This is a genomic window from Terrabacter aeriphilus (assembly GCF_039542985.1).
GTDB lineage: Bacteria > Actinomycetota > Actinomycetes > Actinomycetales > Dermatophilaceae > Terrabacter > Terrabacter aeriphilus.
Map to the genome: position 1 here is coordinate 235,259 of NZ_BAABIW010000014.1, position 14,871 is coordinate 250,129.

Genomic DNA, 14,871 nt, shown 5'->3' on the forward strand with positions numbered 1-14,871 from the left:
GGTGCCCCTGTGGGCTCAGCCCTTGACGGCGCCGCTCGTCATGCCACGGACCATGAAGCGCTGCAGCGCGAAGAAGACGATCATCGGGACGACGATCGAGATGAACGCGCCTGCCGTCAGCAGCTCCTGGCCCTGGCCCTGCGTGCCGAGCAGCTGCTGGAGCTTGACGATGACGGTCGTGTTCTCGCTCTTGAGGAAGAGCTTGGCGATGAGCAGGTCGTTCCAGACCCAGAGGAACTGCAGGGTCGCGAAAGCCGCGATGGCCGGGACGGACATCGGGGCGACGAGGCGCCAGAAGGTCTGGAAGTGGCTGCAGCCGTCGATCTTCGCCGACTCGACGACGCTGCGGGGGAGGGTGCTCATGTAGTTGCGCAGCGTGTAGATGCACAGCGGCATGCCGAAGCCGGTGTGCAGCAGCCAGACCGCGATGTACTGCCCGCTGATGCCGAGGCCGCGCGGCCCGAGGATGTTGAGCATCGGCTGGAAGGCCACCTGGATGGGCACCACCATGACGGCGATGATGAGCAGGAAGAAGAACTCCTTGAACGGGAAGTCCATGAAGGTGAAGGCGTAGGCGGCGAAGGCCGCGAACATGATCGGGATGATCGTCGCCGGGATGGCGACGACGATGCTGTTGATGAAGCCCGAGCTGAGGTCGGACCCCGTCCAGGCCCCGCTGTAGTTGCTCGTCGTCCAGTCGGCGCCGAACGGGTTGAACAGGGCGCTCCACCAGCCGGAGCCGGCGGCGTCGTCCCTCGTGCGGAACGAGGTGACGAGCAGGCCGATCGTCGGGATCGTCCAGAGGACCGTCAGGATCGTCATGGTGACGATCGAGAACGGGCTGCGGGGCCGCCCGTCCTTCATCAGCGAGCGGCTCATCGCCCTGCCTCCTCGTCGCGGAAGTGCTTGATCTGGTACCAGATGAGCGGGATCACGGCGATGAGCAGGACGACGACGATGGCGGTCGCCTGGCCGGCCTCGCTCGCCGCGAAGAGCTTGTTGAAGAACAGGTTCGCGATGACGTTGGTGCCATAGGCGCCGTTCGTCGTGACGTAGACGATGTCGAACACCTTGAGCACGGTGATGAAGACCGTGACGAACACCGTGATGATCGTGCCGCGGATCTGCGGGATGATCACCTGCCAGAAGATCTGGAACTCGCCCGCCCCGTCGATGCGCGCGGCCTCGAGGGTGTCCTCGGGCACGCCCTTGATGGCCGAGCTGAGCAGGACCATCGAGAAGCCGACCTGCAGCCAGATGAGGATCACCATGAGCAGGATCGAGTTGAGCTTGACCGTGTCGATGGCGAGCCACGTCTGCGGGTCGCCGCCGAGGCCGACGACGATGGCGTTGAGCAGGCCGGTCTGCGCCTGCCCCGGGTTGTTGTACGCGTAGACGAGGCCCCAGATCGCCGAGGCGCCGACGAACGAGATCGCCATCGGCAGGAAGATCAGGCTCTTGGCGACCTTCTCACCCATGGCCGAGAGCTTGTCGGCGAGCACGGCGACGATGACGCCGAAGCTGACGACGATGGCCGGCACGATGAGCAGCCACAGGACGTTGTTGACGATCGAGGACCAGAACTCGCTGTCCCCGAAGATCGTCCGGTAGTTCTGCAGCCCGACGTAGGCCGTGCTGTCGGCGTTGGCGAACGAGTAGTTGATCGTCTGGAACGTCGGGTAGATGAGCATGAGCGCCACGAGGAGCAGCCCCGGCAGCAGGAACGCGTACGGGATCAGCCCCTCCGACAACCGCCGTGGCAGCCCCTCGACGAACATGTTGAGGAAGTAGAAGAGCAGGGCGGCCCCGCCGACCCCGCCGATGATCGCGAGGACGCCGATGATGAACTTGTTGCCGAACCACTGCGGGTAGTAGCCGAACGCGAGGAAGAGGTTCGCGAGCGCCCACACGACGAGGATCATCCCCACGAGACCGAGGACGATCCGCAGGGGGTTGGCCCGCAGCGGCGCGTCAGGGTCGTCCTGGCTGCGCAGCTGCGAGCGCGACGCGGTGCTGGTGTCGGCGGTCATGACTTCGGCCACGCTGCTTCGATGTTGTCAGCCGTCTGCTGTGAGCTCTGCCCGCCCTCCCACTTGACCATCTCCTTCCAGAACACGTCCGAGCCGATCGACTTGGGCATGAGGTCGGAGCCGTCGAAGCGCAGCACGCTGGCCTTGTTGGCGATGTCGGCGATCTTCTTCGTCGTCTCGTTGGGGTAGTTGTTGACGTCGAACGTCTTGTGCGGCGAGAGCCAGCCGCCGGCCTTGGCCCACGGGCCACCGAACTTGTCGGAGGTCAGGAACTCCATGACCTTCTTGGCGTCGGGGTCGTTGCCGTTGAAGAGGCCGGCGAGGTCGCCGCCGCCGAGGATGGCCTGACCGTCGTAGCCGCCGTCGAACTTCGGGAAGACGTAGATGCCGACCTGGTTGTCGAGGTCCGCCTGCACGTTCTTCGGGTAGAAGGTCGTGGCGAAGTTGCCCTGGCGGTGGAGCATGCACTTCGGCGGCTTGGCGAAGGCCGGCGTCATCGCGTCACCGAAGGCGGTGTTGAGCACGCCCTTCGTTCCGCCGAGCACCATCTTCGGGTCCTTGTTGAACTTGGCGGCCTCGTCGAGGGCCTTGACGACGCGCTCGTCGTTGAAGGGGATGCGGTGCGAGGTCCAGTCGTCGTAGACGCTCGGACCCCACATGCGCAGCATGAGCTCCTCGACCCAGTCGGTGCCGACCCAGCCGGTGGCCTGGTCGGACTCCCAGCCGATGCACCAGGGGGTGATGCCGGTGGCGGCGATCTTGTCGGCGACGTTGGTCTGGAGGTCCTGGATCGACGAGGGCTCCTTCGACCAGCCACCCTGGTCGTAGGCGGCCTTCGGGTACCAGACGATGCTCTTGACCGCGTTGCGCATCGGCGCGCCGTAGACCCGGCCCTTGTAACGGCCCGCGTCGAGGAAGCCCGGGAGCAGCGTGCCCTGGATCTTGTCGTAGTCCAGGAAGGTGTCGATCGGCTCGACCTTCTTCTGCGCTGCCATCTCGAGCAGTCCACCCGGCTGCGGGAAGAGGCCGATGTCCGGCGCGTCACCCGCTCCGACCTTCTGCTTGATGGTCGTCGTGAAGTCCTGGTCGGACGTGTACTGCACGTCGATCCCGCTGCTCTTCTCGAACTCAGCGAGGGAGGCGTTGAAGTTCTTCTCCTCGTCACCGCCGAAGGCGCCGAGGATCGTGACCTTCTTGTCGCCGTCGGCGCTGCCGCCGTCGACCACCGTGCCGGCGCCGCCGGCACCACCGCCACCGGATGCGTTGGGGTTCTGCAGGCACCCGGTCAGCACCAACGCTGCCGCTGCGACCACCCCGCCTGTCTGCAGTGCCCGTCTGGGAATTCCCGTCATGGTCGCTCCTCGTCGTTGAGTTGTGCGCGTCGATCCCACCGATCAACGTGATGACCGTCACGTGAAGTAGACCATTCCTACCGCGTCGTAGGTGGGTGGTCCAGTGTCAGTGACCTCCCCGTGACCTACCCGCTGCGGACAGAACGGGCGAACCGGTGGCGAGGGCGGGGACGTCCGGCGTCGGTGCTGACCGATGGGACGGGTGGGACGGGCGCGACGGGAGTGGCACCGTGGAGGGGTCGGGGCCGGGGGGCCGGGGGGCCGGTCAGGCGAGGTCGGCGCGCCCGGGGGCGTGGGCCCCGGCCCGGCGCACGGTGAGCGCGCCCGTGGCGAGGGCCCGCTCGACGGCGGGGCGCACGTCGTCCAGGTCGGCGCCGCGCAGGCGCTCGCGGGCCTCGGCGCCGCCGAGCAGCCCGGCGTCGAGCAGCCCGGAGACGAGCCCGGCCATGAAGGAGTCGCCGGCGCCCACGGTGTCGACGACGTCGACGACGGGAGCCGGCAGGGCGACCTGCTCGCCGGTGCGGGTGACCCGCACGACGGCGCCCTCGCCGCCCCGGGTGACGACGACGACCGCCGGGCCGAGCTCGCCCCACGCGCGCAGCACGTCGTCGAGCGACTCGCCCGGGCAGAGCCAGTCGACGTCCTCGTCGCTCAGCTTGACGACGTCGGCGAGCCGGATCGACTGCTCGATGAGCGCGCGCGCCTGCGCGGGGTGACCCATCAGCGACGGTCGCGCGTTGGGGTCGTAGGACACCGTCGCGCCGTGCGCGCGCGCCGTCGCGAGGATGCTGCGCACCTGGCTGCCCCCGGGCTCGAGCACGGCGGCGATGCTGCCCGTGTGCACGTGGCCGTATGCCGTCAGGTCGGGGACCGGTGCCACCTGCCACTCGAGGTCGAAGACGTAGGTCGCGGCGCCGGTGTCGTCGAGGGTCGCGTGGGCCACCGAGGTGAACGGCGCCCCCTGCGAGCCGGGGGTGAGGCGCACGCCCCGCTGCCGGCACACGGCCTCGATGCGGGCGCCCCGCTCGTCGGTCGCGATCCACGTCGCGAGGTCGGCGGGGTGGTCGAGGGCCGCGAGGCCGAAGGCGACGTTGGCCGGGCTGCCGCCGACGTGCTCGGCCGTGCCGCCGTCGGCCGTGGTGACGGCGTCGACGAGGGCCTCACCGACGACGAGGGTGCGGACCGGGGTGGGGGCGCTGGTCATCGGAGCGCCTCAGGCGTCGATCATGTCGGTGCTGCCGAACCAGCCGGGACGGTCGAAGCGGTGCTCGCTGTCGATGGTGCGGATCGTGCCGCTGCGCGAGCGCATGACGAGCGAGTTGGTGCGGGCCGACTTGGCGCCGTAGCGCACGCCGCGGAGCAGCTCGCCGTCGGTGATGCCGGTGGCGACGAAGAAGCACTCACCGACGACGAGGTCGTCGGTGGAGAGCACGCGGTCGAGGTCGTGGCCCGCGTCCAGGGCGCGCTGGCGCTCGTCGTCGTCCTTGGGCCAGAGCTTGCCCTGGATCACGCCGCCGGTGCACTTGATGGCGCACGCGGCGATGATGCCCTCGGGCGTGCCGCCGATGCCGAGGAGCAGGTCGACGCCGGTGCCGGGGCGGGCGGCCATGACGGCGCCCGCGACGTCGCCGTCGACGATGTAGCGGATGCGGGCGCCCGTGTCGCGGATCTCCTGCGCGAGACCCTCGTGGCGCGGCCGGTCGAGCATGACGACGGTGACGTCGGCGGGCGTCTCCTTCTTCGCCTTGGCGATGCGGCGGATGTTCTCCGCGACGGGCAGCCGGATGTCGACGACGTCGGCGGCGTCGGGACCGGTCGCGAGCTTGTCCATGTAGAACACGGCGGAGGGGTCGTACATCGCGCCGCGGTTCGCCACGGCCATGACGGCCACGGCGTTGTTCATCCCCTTGGCGGTCAGCGTCGTGCCGTCGATCGGGTCGACGGCGACGTCGACCTCGGGGCCGCTGCCGTCGCCGACCTGCTCGCCGTTGAAGAGCATCGGGGCGTTGTCCTTCTCGCCCTCGCCGATGACGACGACGCCGCGCATGCTGACGGTCGAGATCATCGCGCGCATCGCCTCGACGGCGGCGCCGTCGGCCTTGTTCTTCTCGCCGCGGCCGACCCACCGGCCGCCGGCCATGGCGGCGGCCTCGGTCACACGGACCAGCTCGAGGGCGAGGTTGCGATCGGGCTGGCTGTGCTTCATCAAAGGTCCTCCGTCGGCGCAGAACGAGTCGGCGCCAGCCTATCGGTGGGCGGGGCCCGGTTTGGACGCCGTCCGGTGGTCGGGGACGATGGGGGCATGAGCACCCCGTCGACCCCGTCGACACCCGCGAGCGACCAGCACCCGACCGAGCCGACGGTTCCGGACGGGCCGACGGTGCCGGACGCGGCTGCCGCGCCTGCCGCGCCTGCCGCGCCTGCTGACGCACCTGCCGCGGGCGGGGCGCCGGCGGGTCCACCGAAGAGCCGCTACTCGATGGGCACGCTGCCCAACATGCTCCGCTCGATGCTCGTCATCGGCCTCTTCGTGCTCGCCCTCGTCGCCATCGTGCCGCGGATCACGCACGTCGAGCGACCGGCCGTCGACGCCGCGGCCAAGGCGAGCCAGGTGGCCGCGCAGACCCGCTGGCCGGTGCAGCTGCCGAAGGGTCTCGGCGACGGCTGGGTGCCGACCGTGGCGACCTACGCGCCCGGCACCGAGGGCGTCGCGACCTTCACCACCGTCTGGATGACCCCCAGTGGCGCCGACATCGCCCTCAAGCAGGCCACCAGGGTGACGAACGGCTGGGTGGCCCGCTCCGTCGACGACGGCGAGGCCTCGGGCACCGTGCAGGTCGGCGGGCGCTCGCTCCAGCGCTACGTCTCCTCGAACGGCGGCCAGGTCGGCTACGTCGAGCGCGGCGCCGGCGCGACCGGCCTCACCCTCGTCGCGAGCGGCACGGCGCCGGAGGACGAGCTCAAGGCGTTCGTCGCCGCGCTCGCCCCGGTCGCGGCCGGTCCCGCCGCGTCGACCCCGACCGGCTCACCGACCGACTCACCGACCGACTCACCGACCGACTCGAACGGCACGGCGACGCCGGGGAGCTGACCGGCCGCCGCGCCGGCCACCATCGATGAACCTGCTGATGGTGCTGCGCCGGACGGGGTGCTCACCCCAGCTGGTGCAGGTTCATCCGCCGCACCATCGGCAGCGCCATCCGGATGGCGCCGGCGGCTCAGGCGTCGTCGTCGTCGAAGACGGCGTCGTCGGCGTGCACCTCGCCGGCCGGCCGGGCCGCCTGGGCCGCCGCCTGGGGACGCGTGGCCTGCTCGATCTCGGCCTGCGCGCCGTCGAGCCACGTCGCGCAGTGCGCGGCGAGCGCCTCGCCCCGGCGCCAGAGGTGCATCGAGTCCTCGAGCGGGGCCTGACCCGCCTCGAGCTTGGCGACGATGGCGATGAGCTCCTCGCGGGCGTGCTCGTAGCGGAGCCCGGCGATGTCGGGGAACGATCCGTCGGTCGTCGTCGCGTCAGCCATGGCCGACACCCTATGACGTCGGGGCGTCGGGCCCCGACGCCGGCGACGTCCTCGCGCGCGAGCGACGGGCGGTCGGCGGTGGCGGGTCCTCCGCCCCGGCGGTCACCGGGCGCACGCCGAAGTCGCCGCGGGCCACGCGGACGCGGAGCAGCTCGCCGACACCGACGTCGTCCTGGTCCATGACGATGCGTCCGTCGCGGTGCTGCACGACGGCATACCCCCGCTCGAGCGTCGACTGCGGGGAGAGCGCGACGACCTGGCGTCGCAGGTGCTCGGCCTCGTCGGCCGCCCGGTGCAGGCGGCCCTCGATGCGGGTGGCGGCGCGGGACCGCAGGGCGGTGAGCTCCTGGCGGCGCGCCCGCACGAGGGCGACCGGGTCGGCCATGACGGGTCGGGAGACGAGCGCGCGCAGGCCCGACCGCTCGGCCTCGACCCGGCGCACGAGCGCACGCCGGATGCGGTCGCGGGCCGTCTCGGCGAGGGCGCGCTCGTGCGCGGCGTCCGGCACCACCTTCTTGCCGGCATCGGTCGGGGTCGAGGCGCGCCAGTCGGCGACGAGGTCGAGCAGCGGCTGGTCGACGTCGTGGCCGATGGCGCTGATGACCGGGGTGCGGGCCTGCGCGACGGCGCGGATCATCGCCTCGTTCGAGAAGGGCAGCAGCTCCTCGAGGGCCCCGCCGCCGCGGGCGATGACGATGACGTCGACGCTGGGCATCGCGTCGAGCTCACGCAGCGCCTCGACGACCTCGGTGACGGCGGAGGTGCCCTGCACCGCCACCTCCCGGATCTCGAAGACCACGGCGGGCCAGCGCCGGCGGGCGTTCTCGACGACGTCCTTCTCGGCGGCCGAGCTGCGGCCGGTGATGAGGCCGACCCGGTGCGGCAGGAAGGGGATCGGCCGCTTGCGACCGGCGTCGAAGACCCCCTCCGCGGCGAGGGTGCGCTTGAGGATCTCGACGCGGGCGAGCAGGTCGCCGATGCCCACGGGCCGGATCTGGCGGGCCTCGAGCTGCAGCGTGCCGCGCTTGGTCCAGAAGGTCGGCTTGGCCTGGAGCACGACGCGGGCGCCCTGAGCGAGCGGGATCGGCATCGCGTTGACCGCGTTCATCGGCACCGAGACCGACAGCGACATGTCGACGTCCGGGTCGCGCAGCGTGAGGAAGGCCATGCCGCCGCGCGGGTTGAACTGCACGACCTGGCCCTCGACCCAGAGCTGGCTCATCCGGTCGACGTAGTCGGAGATCTTGAGGCTGAGCACCCGCACCGGCCACGGCATCTCGGCCGTGGTGTCGGCGGCCTTGTCGGGCAGCGGGCTCGTCATGCTCACCCGGGCAACGATAGGGCCGAGCCGGCGCGAGGAGGATGCGGCCCCGCGCGGCGGTCCCCGTACGATGGGGCCATGAGCGAGCCAGTTGACCAGTCGTCCGACAAGAAGGTCCTCCTCGCCGCCCCGCGTGGCTACTGCGCCGGCGTCGACCGTGCCGTCGTCACGGTGGAGAAGGCCCTCGAGCTCTACGGCCCGCCGGTCTACGTGCGCAAGCAGATCGTGCACAACAAGCACGTCGTCACCACGCTCGAGAAGCGTGGCGCGATCTTCGTCGACGAGACCGACGAGGTGCCCGAGGGCGCGACCGTCATCTTCTCGGCGCACGGCGTCGCCCCGGTCGTGCACGAGGAGGCCAAGGCGCGCAGCCTCAAGACGATCGACGCGACCTGCCCGCTCGTGACGAAGGTGCACCGCGAGGCGGTCCGCTTCGCCGACGACGACTTCGACATCCTGCTCATCGGCCACGAGGGCCACGAGGAGGTCGTCGGCACCTCGGGCGAGGCTCCCGAGCACATCACCCTCGTCGACGGCCCCGACGACGTCGAGAACGTGACGGTGCGCGACCCGGAGAAGGTCGTGTGGCTCTCGCAGACCACGCTCTCGGTCGACGAGACGATGGAGACGGTGGCGCGGCTCAAGGAGAAGTTCCCCGCGCTGCAGAGCCCGCCGTCGGACGACATCTGCTACGCCACCCAGAACCGTCAGCTGGCCGTCAAGCAGATGGCCAAGGACACCGACCTCATGATCGTCGTCGGCTCGCGCAACTCGTCGAACTCGGTGCGACTCGTCGAGGTCGCGCTCGAGCACGGCGCCCGGGCGGGCCACCTCGTCGACTACGCCGACGAGATCGAGGAGGCCTGGCTCGAGGGTGTCACGACGGTCGGCGTCACCTCCGGGGCCAGCGTGCCCGAGGTGCTGGTGCGCGACGTGCTCACCTGGCTGGCCGAGCGTGGCTACGGCGAGGTCGAGGCCGTCGTGGCCGCCGAGGAGTCGCTGCTCTTCTCGCTGCCGAACGAGCTGCGCCGTGACCTCAAGGCCCGCAAGGGCGAGACCGCGGGCACCATGCGTCACGACGCCGCCTTCGAGGACGCCGGCTCGCTCCACTGACGAGCCCGGCCCAGGTCGACGGTCGTGGAATGTCGGCGTTCGGGCCTGCTGCTCAGGCGGTGGCCTGGTCGGCTTCGCCCCGGGCCTCTCGACGGCGCGACTCGTGCTCGAGCCAGGCCTCGTCGCGGGCGTCGCGGCCGAGGTCGTCGGTCAGCTCGGCCGCGCTGACTGACCGGGGCGCCGCTTCGAGCGGCTCGAGGCTCGGCGGCCGCTCGGTCGTCAGGTGCAGCTCGTGCATGCGCCGGGCCGTGACGAGCACGCGCGACTCGAGGGTGCCGACGAACTTGTTGTACTGCTCGACCGAGCGGGACAGCGACTGGCCCATCGTCGTGACGTGCCCGCCGAGCGTGGTCAGCCGGGCGTAGAGGTCCTGGCCGATCACGAGCAGCTCGCGGGCGTTCTGCTCGAGCGCGTCCTGCTGCCAGATGGCCCCGATGGTGCGCAGCACGGCGAAGAGCGTGCCGGGGGAGGCGAGCACGACCTTGCGCGAGAGGGCGTGCTCGTAGAGGCCGGGGTCGTCGGCGAGCGCCGTCGCGAGGATCGCCTCGCCCGGCACGAAGCAGATGACGACCTCGGGGGAGCGGGTGAACGCCGTCCAGTAAGCCTTGGCCGCGAGCCCCTCGACGTGTCGGCGCAGCGACGTGGCGTGCGCCGCGAGCAGCTCGGCCCGCTCGACCTCGGAGACCGTCTCGCCGTGCGCCTGGAGGAAGTGGGCCATCGGCGCCTTGGAGTCGACGACGACGTGGCGCCCGCCCGGCAGGTTGACGACGGCGTCGGGACGCACGCCGGCGCCGTGTCGGCTCACCCCGCTCACCTGCTCGTCGAAGTCGCAGCGCGCGAGCAGCCCGGAGAGCTCGAGCACGCGCCGCAGCTGCACCTCGCCCCACGCGCCGCGCACCGTCGAGGCGTTGAGGGCCGTCGCGAGCGTCGCCGTCTCGGAGCGGAGCGACTCGGTGGAGCGGCTCACCTCGGTGAGGCGCTCGCCGAGCTGGCCGAACTGCTGGGACCGGTCGCGCTCGAGCGCGCCGACCTGTCGCTCGACGCGGCCGATGGTGTCGCGCAGCGGAGCGAGCAGGCTCGCCGTCGTGTCGTCGACCTCGCGGGCCGCCTCGAGGTCGAGCACGCGCTCGCGCAACACGTCGCGCTCCGCCTCGGCACCGGCCGAGCGGGCGAGCAGGGCCGAGCGTGCCGAGAGCCACGCGAGCAGGCCGCCCACCACGGCTCCGACGACGAGCCCGACGACCAGCGCTGTGAAGTCCATGGCTGCACGCTCCCAGACACCGCCGACACCGCCCGGCTCCGACACCCCGCCGACCCCAGCCACCCCCGACACCCCCCAGTCCGCCGCGACGTGGCGCACGGCATACGGCCGCGGTGCACGGCGGGGGAGCGACGTCTGTTAGACCTTGCTCGTGAGCGAGTACGACGACGCGATCCGGCTCGAGGCCGGAGACGACCCCTCCCGCCGGAGCGGCACCTTCCACGAGGAGTGGATGATCGGCAACGCCGTCAACGGCGGGCTCGTCATGAGCACCGCGCTGACGGCGCTCGGTCAGCACCTCGCGGCCGACCCGACGGAGACGACGCAGCACGTCGACCCCGTCGTGCTCTCCGCCTACTTCATGACCGCCTCGCAGCCGGGCCCGTTCACGGTGACGACCGAGGTCATGCGCTGCGGACGCAAGCTCTCGACCGGGCAGGTCACCATCCACCAGGCGGGCGACGACGGCGTGCCCGTCGAGCGGATGCGCGCCATCGGCTCGTTCGGCAACCTCACCGACGTCGACGTGCAGCGCCAGGCGAGCCCGCCGGACATGCCGCCGCCGGAGCAGTGCGTGTCGGCCGACCAGGCGCCGCCCGACTTCCTCGCGAACGCGAAGTTCCTCGAGCGTCTCGACCTGCGGCTCGACCCGAGCACGGCCGGCTGGGCGCTCGGGATGCCGTCGATGCGCGGGGTCATGCGCGGCTGGCTGCGGCTGCGCGACGGCCGCGAGCCCGACACGACACTGCTGATGATGGCGCTCGACGCGCTGCCGCCGGTCGCCTTCGACCTCGGGCTCTTCGGCTGGACGCCGACGCTCGAGTTCACCGGGCACATCCGTCGCCGGCCCGGGCCCGGCTGGCTGCAGGTCGTGCTCGGCAGCCAGACGCTCGGCGGCGGGATGATGGAGGAGGACGCCGCGATCTGGGACTCCGCCGGCAACCTCGTGGCCCAGTCGCGCCAGCTGTGCGGCGTGCGCGTGCCGCGCTGACCACCGTGCGGAGGGCCGCGCCGTGACGCTCGAGCTCGTCTACGAGACCCACTCGATCACGGAGGACAACGAGGCGGGCCTCGCCACGGGCTGGTTGCCCGGGCGCCTCTCCGCGCAGGGGCGGGCGCTCGCCGCCGAGCTCGGGCGGCGCCGCCCGTCCTCCGGGTTCGCTGCCCTCCACGCCTCCGACCTCGCCCGCGCGGTCGAGACGGCGACGATCGCGTATGCCGGCAGCGACGTGCCGCTGCACCTCGACGCCCGCCTGCGCGAGTGCGACTACGGCACGCTCAACGGTGCCCCCGTGGCCGAGCTCGCGCGGGTGCGGCGTGACCACCTCGACGAGCCGTTCCCCGGCGGCGGGCAGAGCTACCGCCAGGTCGTCGAGGCGACGGCGGCCTTCCTCGACGACCTGCGGCGGCACCACGACGGCCAGCGGGTGCTCGTCATCGCCCACTCGGCCAACCGGTGGGCCCTGCAGCACCTGCTCGAGGGCGTGCCGCTCGAGCACCTCGTCGACGCGCCGTTCGACTGGCAGCCCCGGCTGGGAGTGGACGATCAGGTGACCCGCGGCGGCCGGCATACGGCCTCGTGGTCGGAAGCGGGGCCGAACGCCACTAAACTCTTGTCCTCGTGGCACTCACCATCGGAATCGTCGGTCTCCCCAACGTCGGAAAGTCGACGCTGTTCAACGCGTTGACGAAGAACAACGTGCTCGCGGCGAACTACCCGTTCGCGACGATCGAGCCCAACGTCGGCGTCGTGCCGCTGCCCGACCCGCGGCTCGCGGCGCTCGCCGAGATCTTCTCCTCGGAGAGGATCCTGCCCGCGACGGTGAGCTTCGTCGACATCGCCGGCATCGTGCGCGGCGCGTCGGAGGGGGAGGGGCTCGGCAACAAGTTCCTCGCGAACATCCGCGAGGCCGACGCGATCTGCCAGGTCGTGCGGGCGTTCGAGGACGGCGACGTCGTGCACGTCGACGGCAAGGTGAGCCCCGCCAGCGACATCGAGACGATCCACACCGAGCTCATCCTCGCCGACCTGCAGACCCTCGAGAAGGCCGTGCCGCGCCTCGAGAAGGAGGCGCGGATCAACAAGGACAAGAAGGCGTCGCTCGAGCTCGCGCAGGCCGCGCAGAAGGTGCTCGAGGAGGGCCACACCCTGTATGCCGCCGGGCCGGGTGCCGGGATCGACCTCGCCGAGGCCAAGCAGCTCGGCCTGCTGACGACCAAGCCCTTCATCTACGTCTTCAACCTCGACGAGGACCAGCTCGCCGACGCCGAGCTGCAGGCCTCGCTGCGCGAGCTCGCCGCGCCGGCCGACGCGGTCTTCCTCAACGCCAAGCTCGAGATGGACCTCATGGAGATGGAGCCCGACGAGGCCCTCGAGCTGCTCCAGAGCTTCGGTGCCGAGGAGTCGGGCATGGACCAGCTCGCCCGCACCGGCTTCCACACCCTCGGCCTGCAGACCTACCTGACGGCCGGGCCCAAGGAGTCGCGCGCCTGGACCATCGGCAAGGGCTGGACCGCCCCGCAGGCCGCGGGCGTGATCCACACCGACTTCCAGCGCGGCTTCATCAAGGCCGAGGTCGTCGGCTTCGACGACCTCGTCGCCGCCGGCTCGATGAACGCGGCCAAGGCCGCCGGCAAGGTGCGCATCGAGGGCAAGGAGTACGTCATGGCCGACGGCGACGTCGTGGAGTTCCGCTTCAACGTGTGAAGCCGCAGGTCAGGGCCTGCTGAGGCGTCATCCGCCTCCACCGTGCCCTCACCGGGACCGAGGAGCCGGGAGCTGCGGGAGCGGGCGCGAAATCCGGTCGAGGCGGACGGAGTGAACGGCTAGCTTGGCCGGCATGCAGGTGAGATTCGAGCGAACGGGGCAGCGCCGCTATGCCGTGGCCGTGCTCCGCAGTCTGCATGGTGACCTCCGCATGGACCCGGCACCCGGCTACTCCGATCTGATTCCCCACGACCTCGTGCACTGGGTGGTCGAGGACGAGTTCGGCCTGCGGGACGGGATCTTCGGCCAGCTCGCTGCAGGCGGCAACGCCGGGACCTTCGTCCCGACCGAGGAGCTGCGCACCAAGGCCTGGGCTCGTCAGGTCGAGCGGCGCAACCGGACCACCGGAACCGACATGGGTCGATCCGAGGCCCTGGCTGCCCAGGTGTATCCGCGCTGGCTGCGGCGCGGCGGCCACGTGCCGGGGAGCCACGACGTGCAGCAAGACCCTCCCGGGACGGACCTCAGCGATCCCGACCTGCATCGAGCTTTCGAGCGCCTCGACTCGCTGTCCCGCACCTGGCGTGCCGTCGGCGTCGGCCGGTCGATGACGGTCGAGTGGCCCTCGCCGGAGCGCGCCTGAGACCGTGTCCAGGCCCGGTCGGACGTGGCCTGCCGGTCACGGGCGGACGCGTCCAGGGGCCGGGCAGATGGTCCTCGGTGGCCTACTCGCCGTGCAGGTCGGCGATCGCGGACTCCCACTGCTCCAGGGCCCGCTCGACCGGACCGCGCGGGTGGGAGGGCAGCCAGTGCACCACCCGCCGAAACCCTGCCTGCTCGTACTGCTCCAACACCCGCGGGTCGGCCGGTGCGCCCATCACCATGAGGTCGATGGGGCGGTCTGCACGCGCCCGCAGGTCTCTCGCCCGCTCGATGACGGACGGGGCGTGGTTCGGAAACCACGCGTCGCCGAAGGCCAGCACCCGCTCGTGCACCGTCGGCCCGGAACCCCCGACGAGCACGGGTGGGTGCGGGCGCTGGGCGGGCTTCGGCCAGGACCAGATGCGGTCGAAGTCGACGTGCTGGCCGTGGTAGGTCGCCTCGTCCTGGGTCCAGATCTGCTTCATGGCCTCGACGCGCTCGCGCAACAGTGCCATCCGCGTCCGCGGGTCGGTGCCGTGGTTCTCCATCTCCTCACGGTTCCAGCCGGCTCCGACGCCGAACTCCAGTCGCCCACCGGAGAGGACGTCGATGCTCGCGACCTGCTTGGCGGTGATGATGGGGTCGCGCTGGGTGACGAGGCAGACGCCGCTGCCGATCCGCAGGCGCGAGGTGGCGACGGCCGCGGCGGTGAGGGTCACGAACAGGTCGTGGGTGTGCCAGTACTTGCGGGGCAGTTCGCGCCCGTCCCCGTACGGCGTCGTGCGGGCCGCCGGGATGTGCGTGTGCTCGGCGAAGAAGAGAGACTCCTGCCCGGCCTCCTCCACGAGGACGGCCAGGGCGCCCGGCTCCATCGCGTCGTGAGTAGCGAAGTGACCAACTCCGAAATCCATGCCCGTCACGGTACGC

At 71.2% G+C, this 14,871-nt stretch carries 15 protein-coding genes; 6 read left to right on the forward strand and 9 right to left on the reverse strand.

Going from position 1 to position 14,871, the window contains the following annotated elements; genetic code table 11:
- Nucleotides 1-15 precede the first annotated feature (15 nt).
- From ABD979_RS10330 to glpX, 5 genes are all read right to left on the reverse strand, one after another.
- Entirely contained in the window at nucleotides 16-879 is an 864-nt protein-coding gene (locus tag ABD979_RS10330; RefSeq protein ID WP_345507377.1) for a carbohydrate ABC transporter permease, read from the reverse strand.
- Complete coding sequence (locus ABD979_RS10335) at nucleotides 876-2,030, reverse strand: carbohydrate ABC transporter permease (protein ID WP_345507378.1); 1,155 nt, start codon at nucleotides 2,028-2,030, stop codon at nucleotides 876-878. The genes ABD979_RS10330 and ABD979_RS10335 overlap by 4 nt, the downstream gene beginning before the upstream one ends.
- Entirely contained in the window at nucleotides 2,027-3,343 is a 1,317-nt protein-coding gene (locus ABD979_RS10340; RefSeq protein WP_345507379.1) for an ABC transporter substrate-binding protein, read from the reverse strand. Before ABD979_RS10340 ends, ABD979_RS10335 begins: the two co-directional genes overlap by 4 nt.
- A gap of 304 nt (nucleotides 3,344-3,647) precedes the next feature.
- On the reverse strand, nucleotides 3,648-4,586 hold the full coding sequence (locus ABD979_RS10345) for a carbohydrate kinase family protein (protein ID WP_345507380.1): 939 nt from the start codon (nucleotides 4,584-4,586) through the stop codon (nucleotides 3,648-3,650).
- A 9-nt stretch (nucleotides 4,587-4,595) separates the two neighbouring features.
- Nucleotides 4,596-5,588 carry a class II fructose-bisphosphatase gene (gene glpX, locus ABD979_RS10350; protein ID WP_345507381.1) on the reverse strand — a complete coding sequence of 331 codons (993 nt, stop codon included), beginning with the start codon at nucleotides 5,586-5,588 and terminating at the stop codon, nucleotides 4,596-4,598.
- Nucleotides 5,589-5,684: 96 nt separating this feature from the next.
- Here glpX and ABD979_RS10355 point away from each other — a divergent pair, with 96 nt between their 5' ends.
- Nucleotides 5,685-6,473: a DUF4245 domain-containing protein gene (locus tag ABD979_RS10355; RefSeq protein WP_345507382.1), complete on the forward strand. Its 789-nt coding sequence runs from the start codon at nucleotides 5,685-5,687 to the stop codon at nucleotides 6,471-6,473.
- A gap of 127 nt (nucleotides 6,474-6,600) precedes the next feature.
- Here ABD979_RS10355 and ABD979_RS10360 read toward each other — a convergent pair whose 3' ends face one another.
- Nucleotides 6,601-6,900, reverse strand: coding sequence for an exodeoxyribonuclease VII small subunit (locus ABD979_RS10360; RefSeq protein ID WP_345507383.1), 300 nt, complete (start codon nucleotides 6,898-6,900; stop codon nucleotides 6,601-6,603).
- Between the two features lie 10 nt (nucleotides 6,901-6,910).
- A complete protein-coding gene (gene xseA, locus ABD979_RS10365) occupies nucleotides 6,911-8,221 on the reverse strand; it encodes an exodeoxyribonuclease VII large subunit (protein WP_345507610.1) in 1,311 nt (436 codons plus the stop codon).
- A gap of 78 nt (nucleotides 8,222-8,299) precedes the next feature.
- Between xseA and ABD979_RS10370 the strand changes: the two genes are divergently transcribed.
- Entirely contained in the window at nucleotides 8,300-9,334 is a 1,035-nt protein-coding gene (locus ABD979_RS10370; RefSeq protein WP_345507385.1) for a 4-hydroxy-3-methylbut-2-enyl diphosphate reductase, read from the forward strand.
- Between the two features lie 52 nt (nucleotides 9,335-9,386).
- Here the strand turns inward: ABD979_RS10370 and ABD979_RS10375 are convergent, their stop codons facing one another.
- Nucleotides 9,387-10,595: a DNA recombination protein RmuC gene (locus tag ABD979_RS10375; RefSeq protein ID WP_345507386.1), complete on the reverse strand. Its 1,209-nt coding sequence runs from the start codon at nucleotides 10,593-10,595 to the stop codon at nucleotides 9,387-9,389.
- A 151-nt stretch (nucleotides 10,596-10,746) separates the two neighbouring features.
- Between ABD979_RS10375 and ABD979_RS10380 the strand changes: the two genes are divergently transcribed.
- The 4 genes from ABD979_RS10380 to ABD979_RS10395 all read left to right on the forward strand — a co-directional run bounded on the left by ABD979_RS10380 (nucleotide 10,747) and on the right by ABD979_RS10395 (nucleotide 13,945).
- On the forward strand, nucleotides 10,747-11,586 hold the full coding sequence (locus ABD979_RS10380; protein ID WP_345507387.1) for a thioesterase family protein: 840 nt from the start codon (nucleotides 10,747-10,749) through the stop codon (nucleotides 11,584-11,586).
- A gap of 22 nt (nucleotides 11,587-11,608) precedes the next feature.
- Nucleotides 11,609-12,283 (forward strand): histidine phosphatase family protein, encoded by a 675-nt coding sequence (locus tag ABD979_RS10385; protein ID WP_345507388.1) that lies wholly within the window; start codon nucleotides 11,609-11,611, stop codon nucleotides 12,281-12,283.
- Entirely contained in the window at nucleotides 12,217-13,302 is a 1,086-nt protein-coding gene (ychF, locus tag ABD979_RS10390; protein ID WP_345507389.1) for a redox-regulated ATPase YchF, read from the forward strand. The genes ABD979_RS10385 and ychF overlap by 67 nt, the downstream gene beginning before the upstream one ends.
- A gap of 133 nt (nucleotides 13,303-13,435) precedes the next feature.
- Nucleotides 13,436-13,945, forward strand: coding sequence for a hypothetical protein (locus tag ABD979_RS10395; RefSeq protein WP_345507611.1), 510 nt, complete (start codon nucleotides 13,436-13,438; stop codon nucleotides 13,943-13,945).
- Nucleotides 13,946-14,027: 82 nt separating this feature from the next.
- Here the strand turns inward: ABD979_RS10395 and ABD979_RS10400 are convergent, their stop codons facing one another.
- Nucleotides 14,028-14,855 carry an LLM class F420-dependent oxidoreductase gene (locus ABD979_RS10400; protein ID WP_345507390.1) on the reverse strand — a complete coding sequence of 276 codons (828 nt, stop codon included), beginning with the start codon at nucleotides 14,853-14,855 and terminating at the stop codon, nucleotides 14,028-14,030.
- Nucleotides 14,856-14,871: the final 16 nt, after the last annotated feature.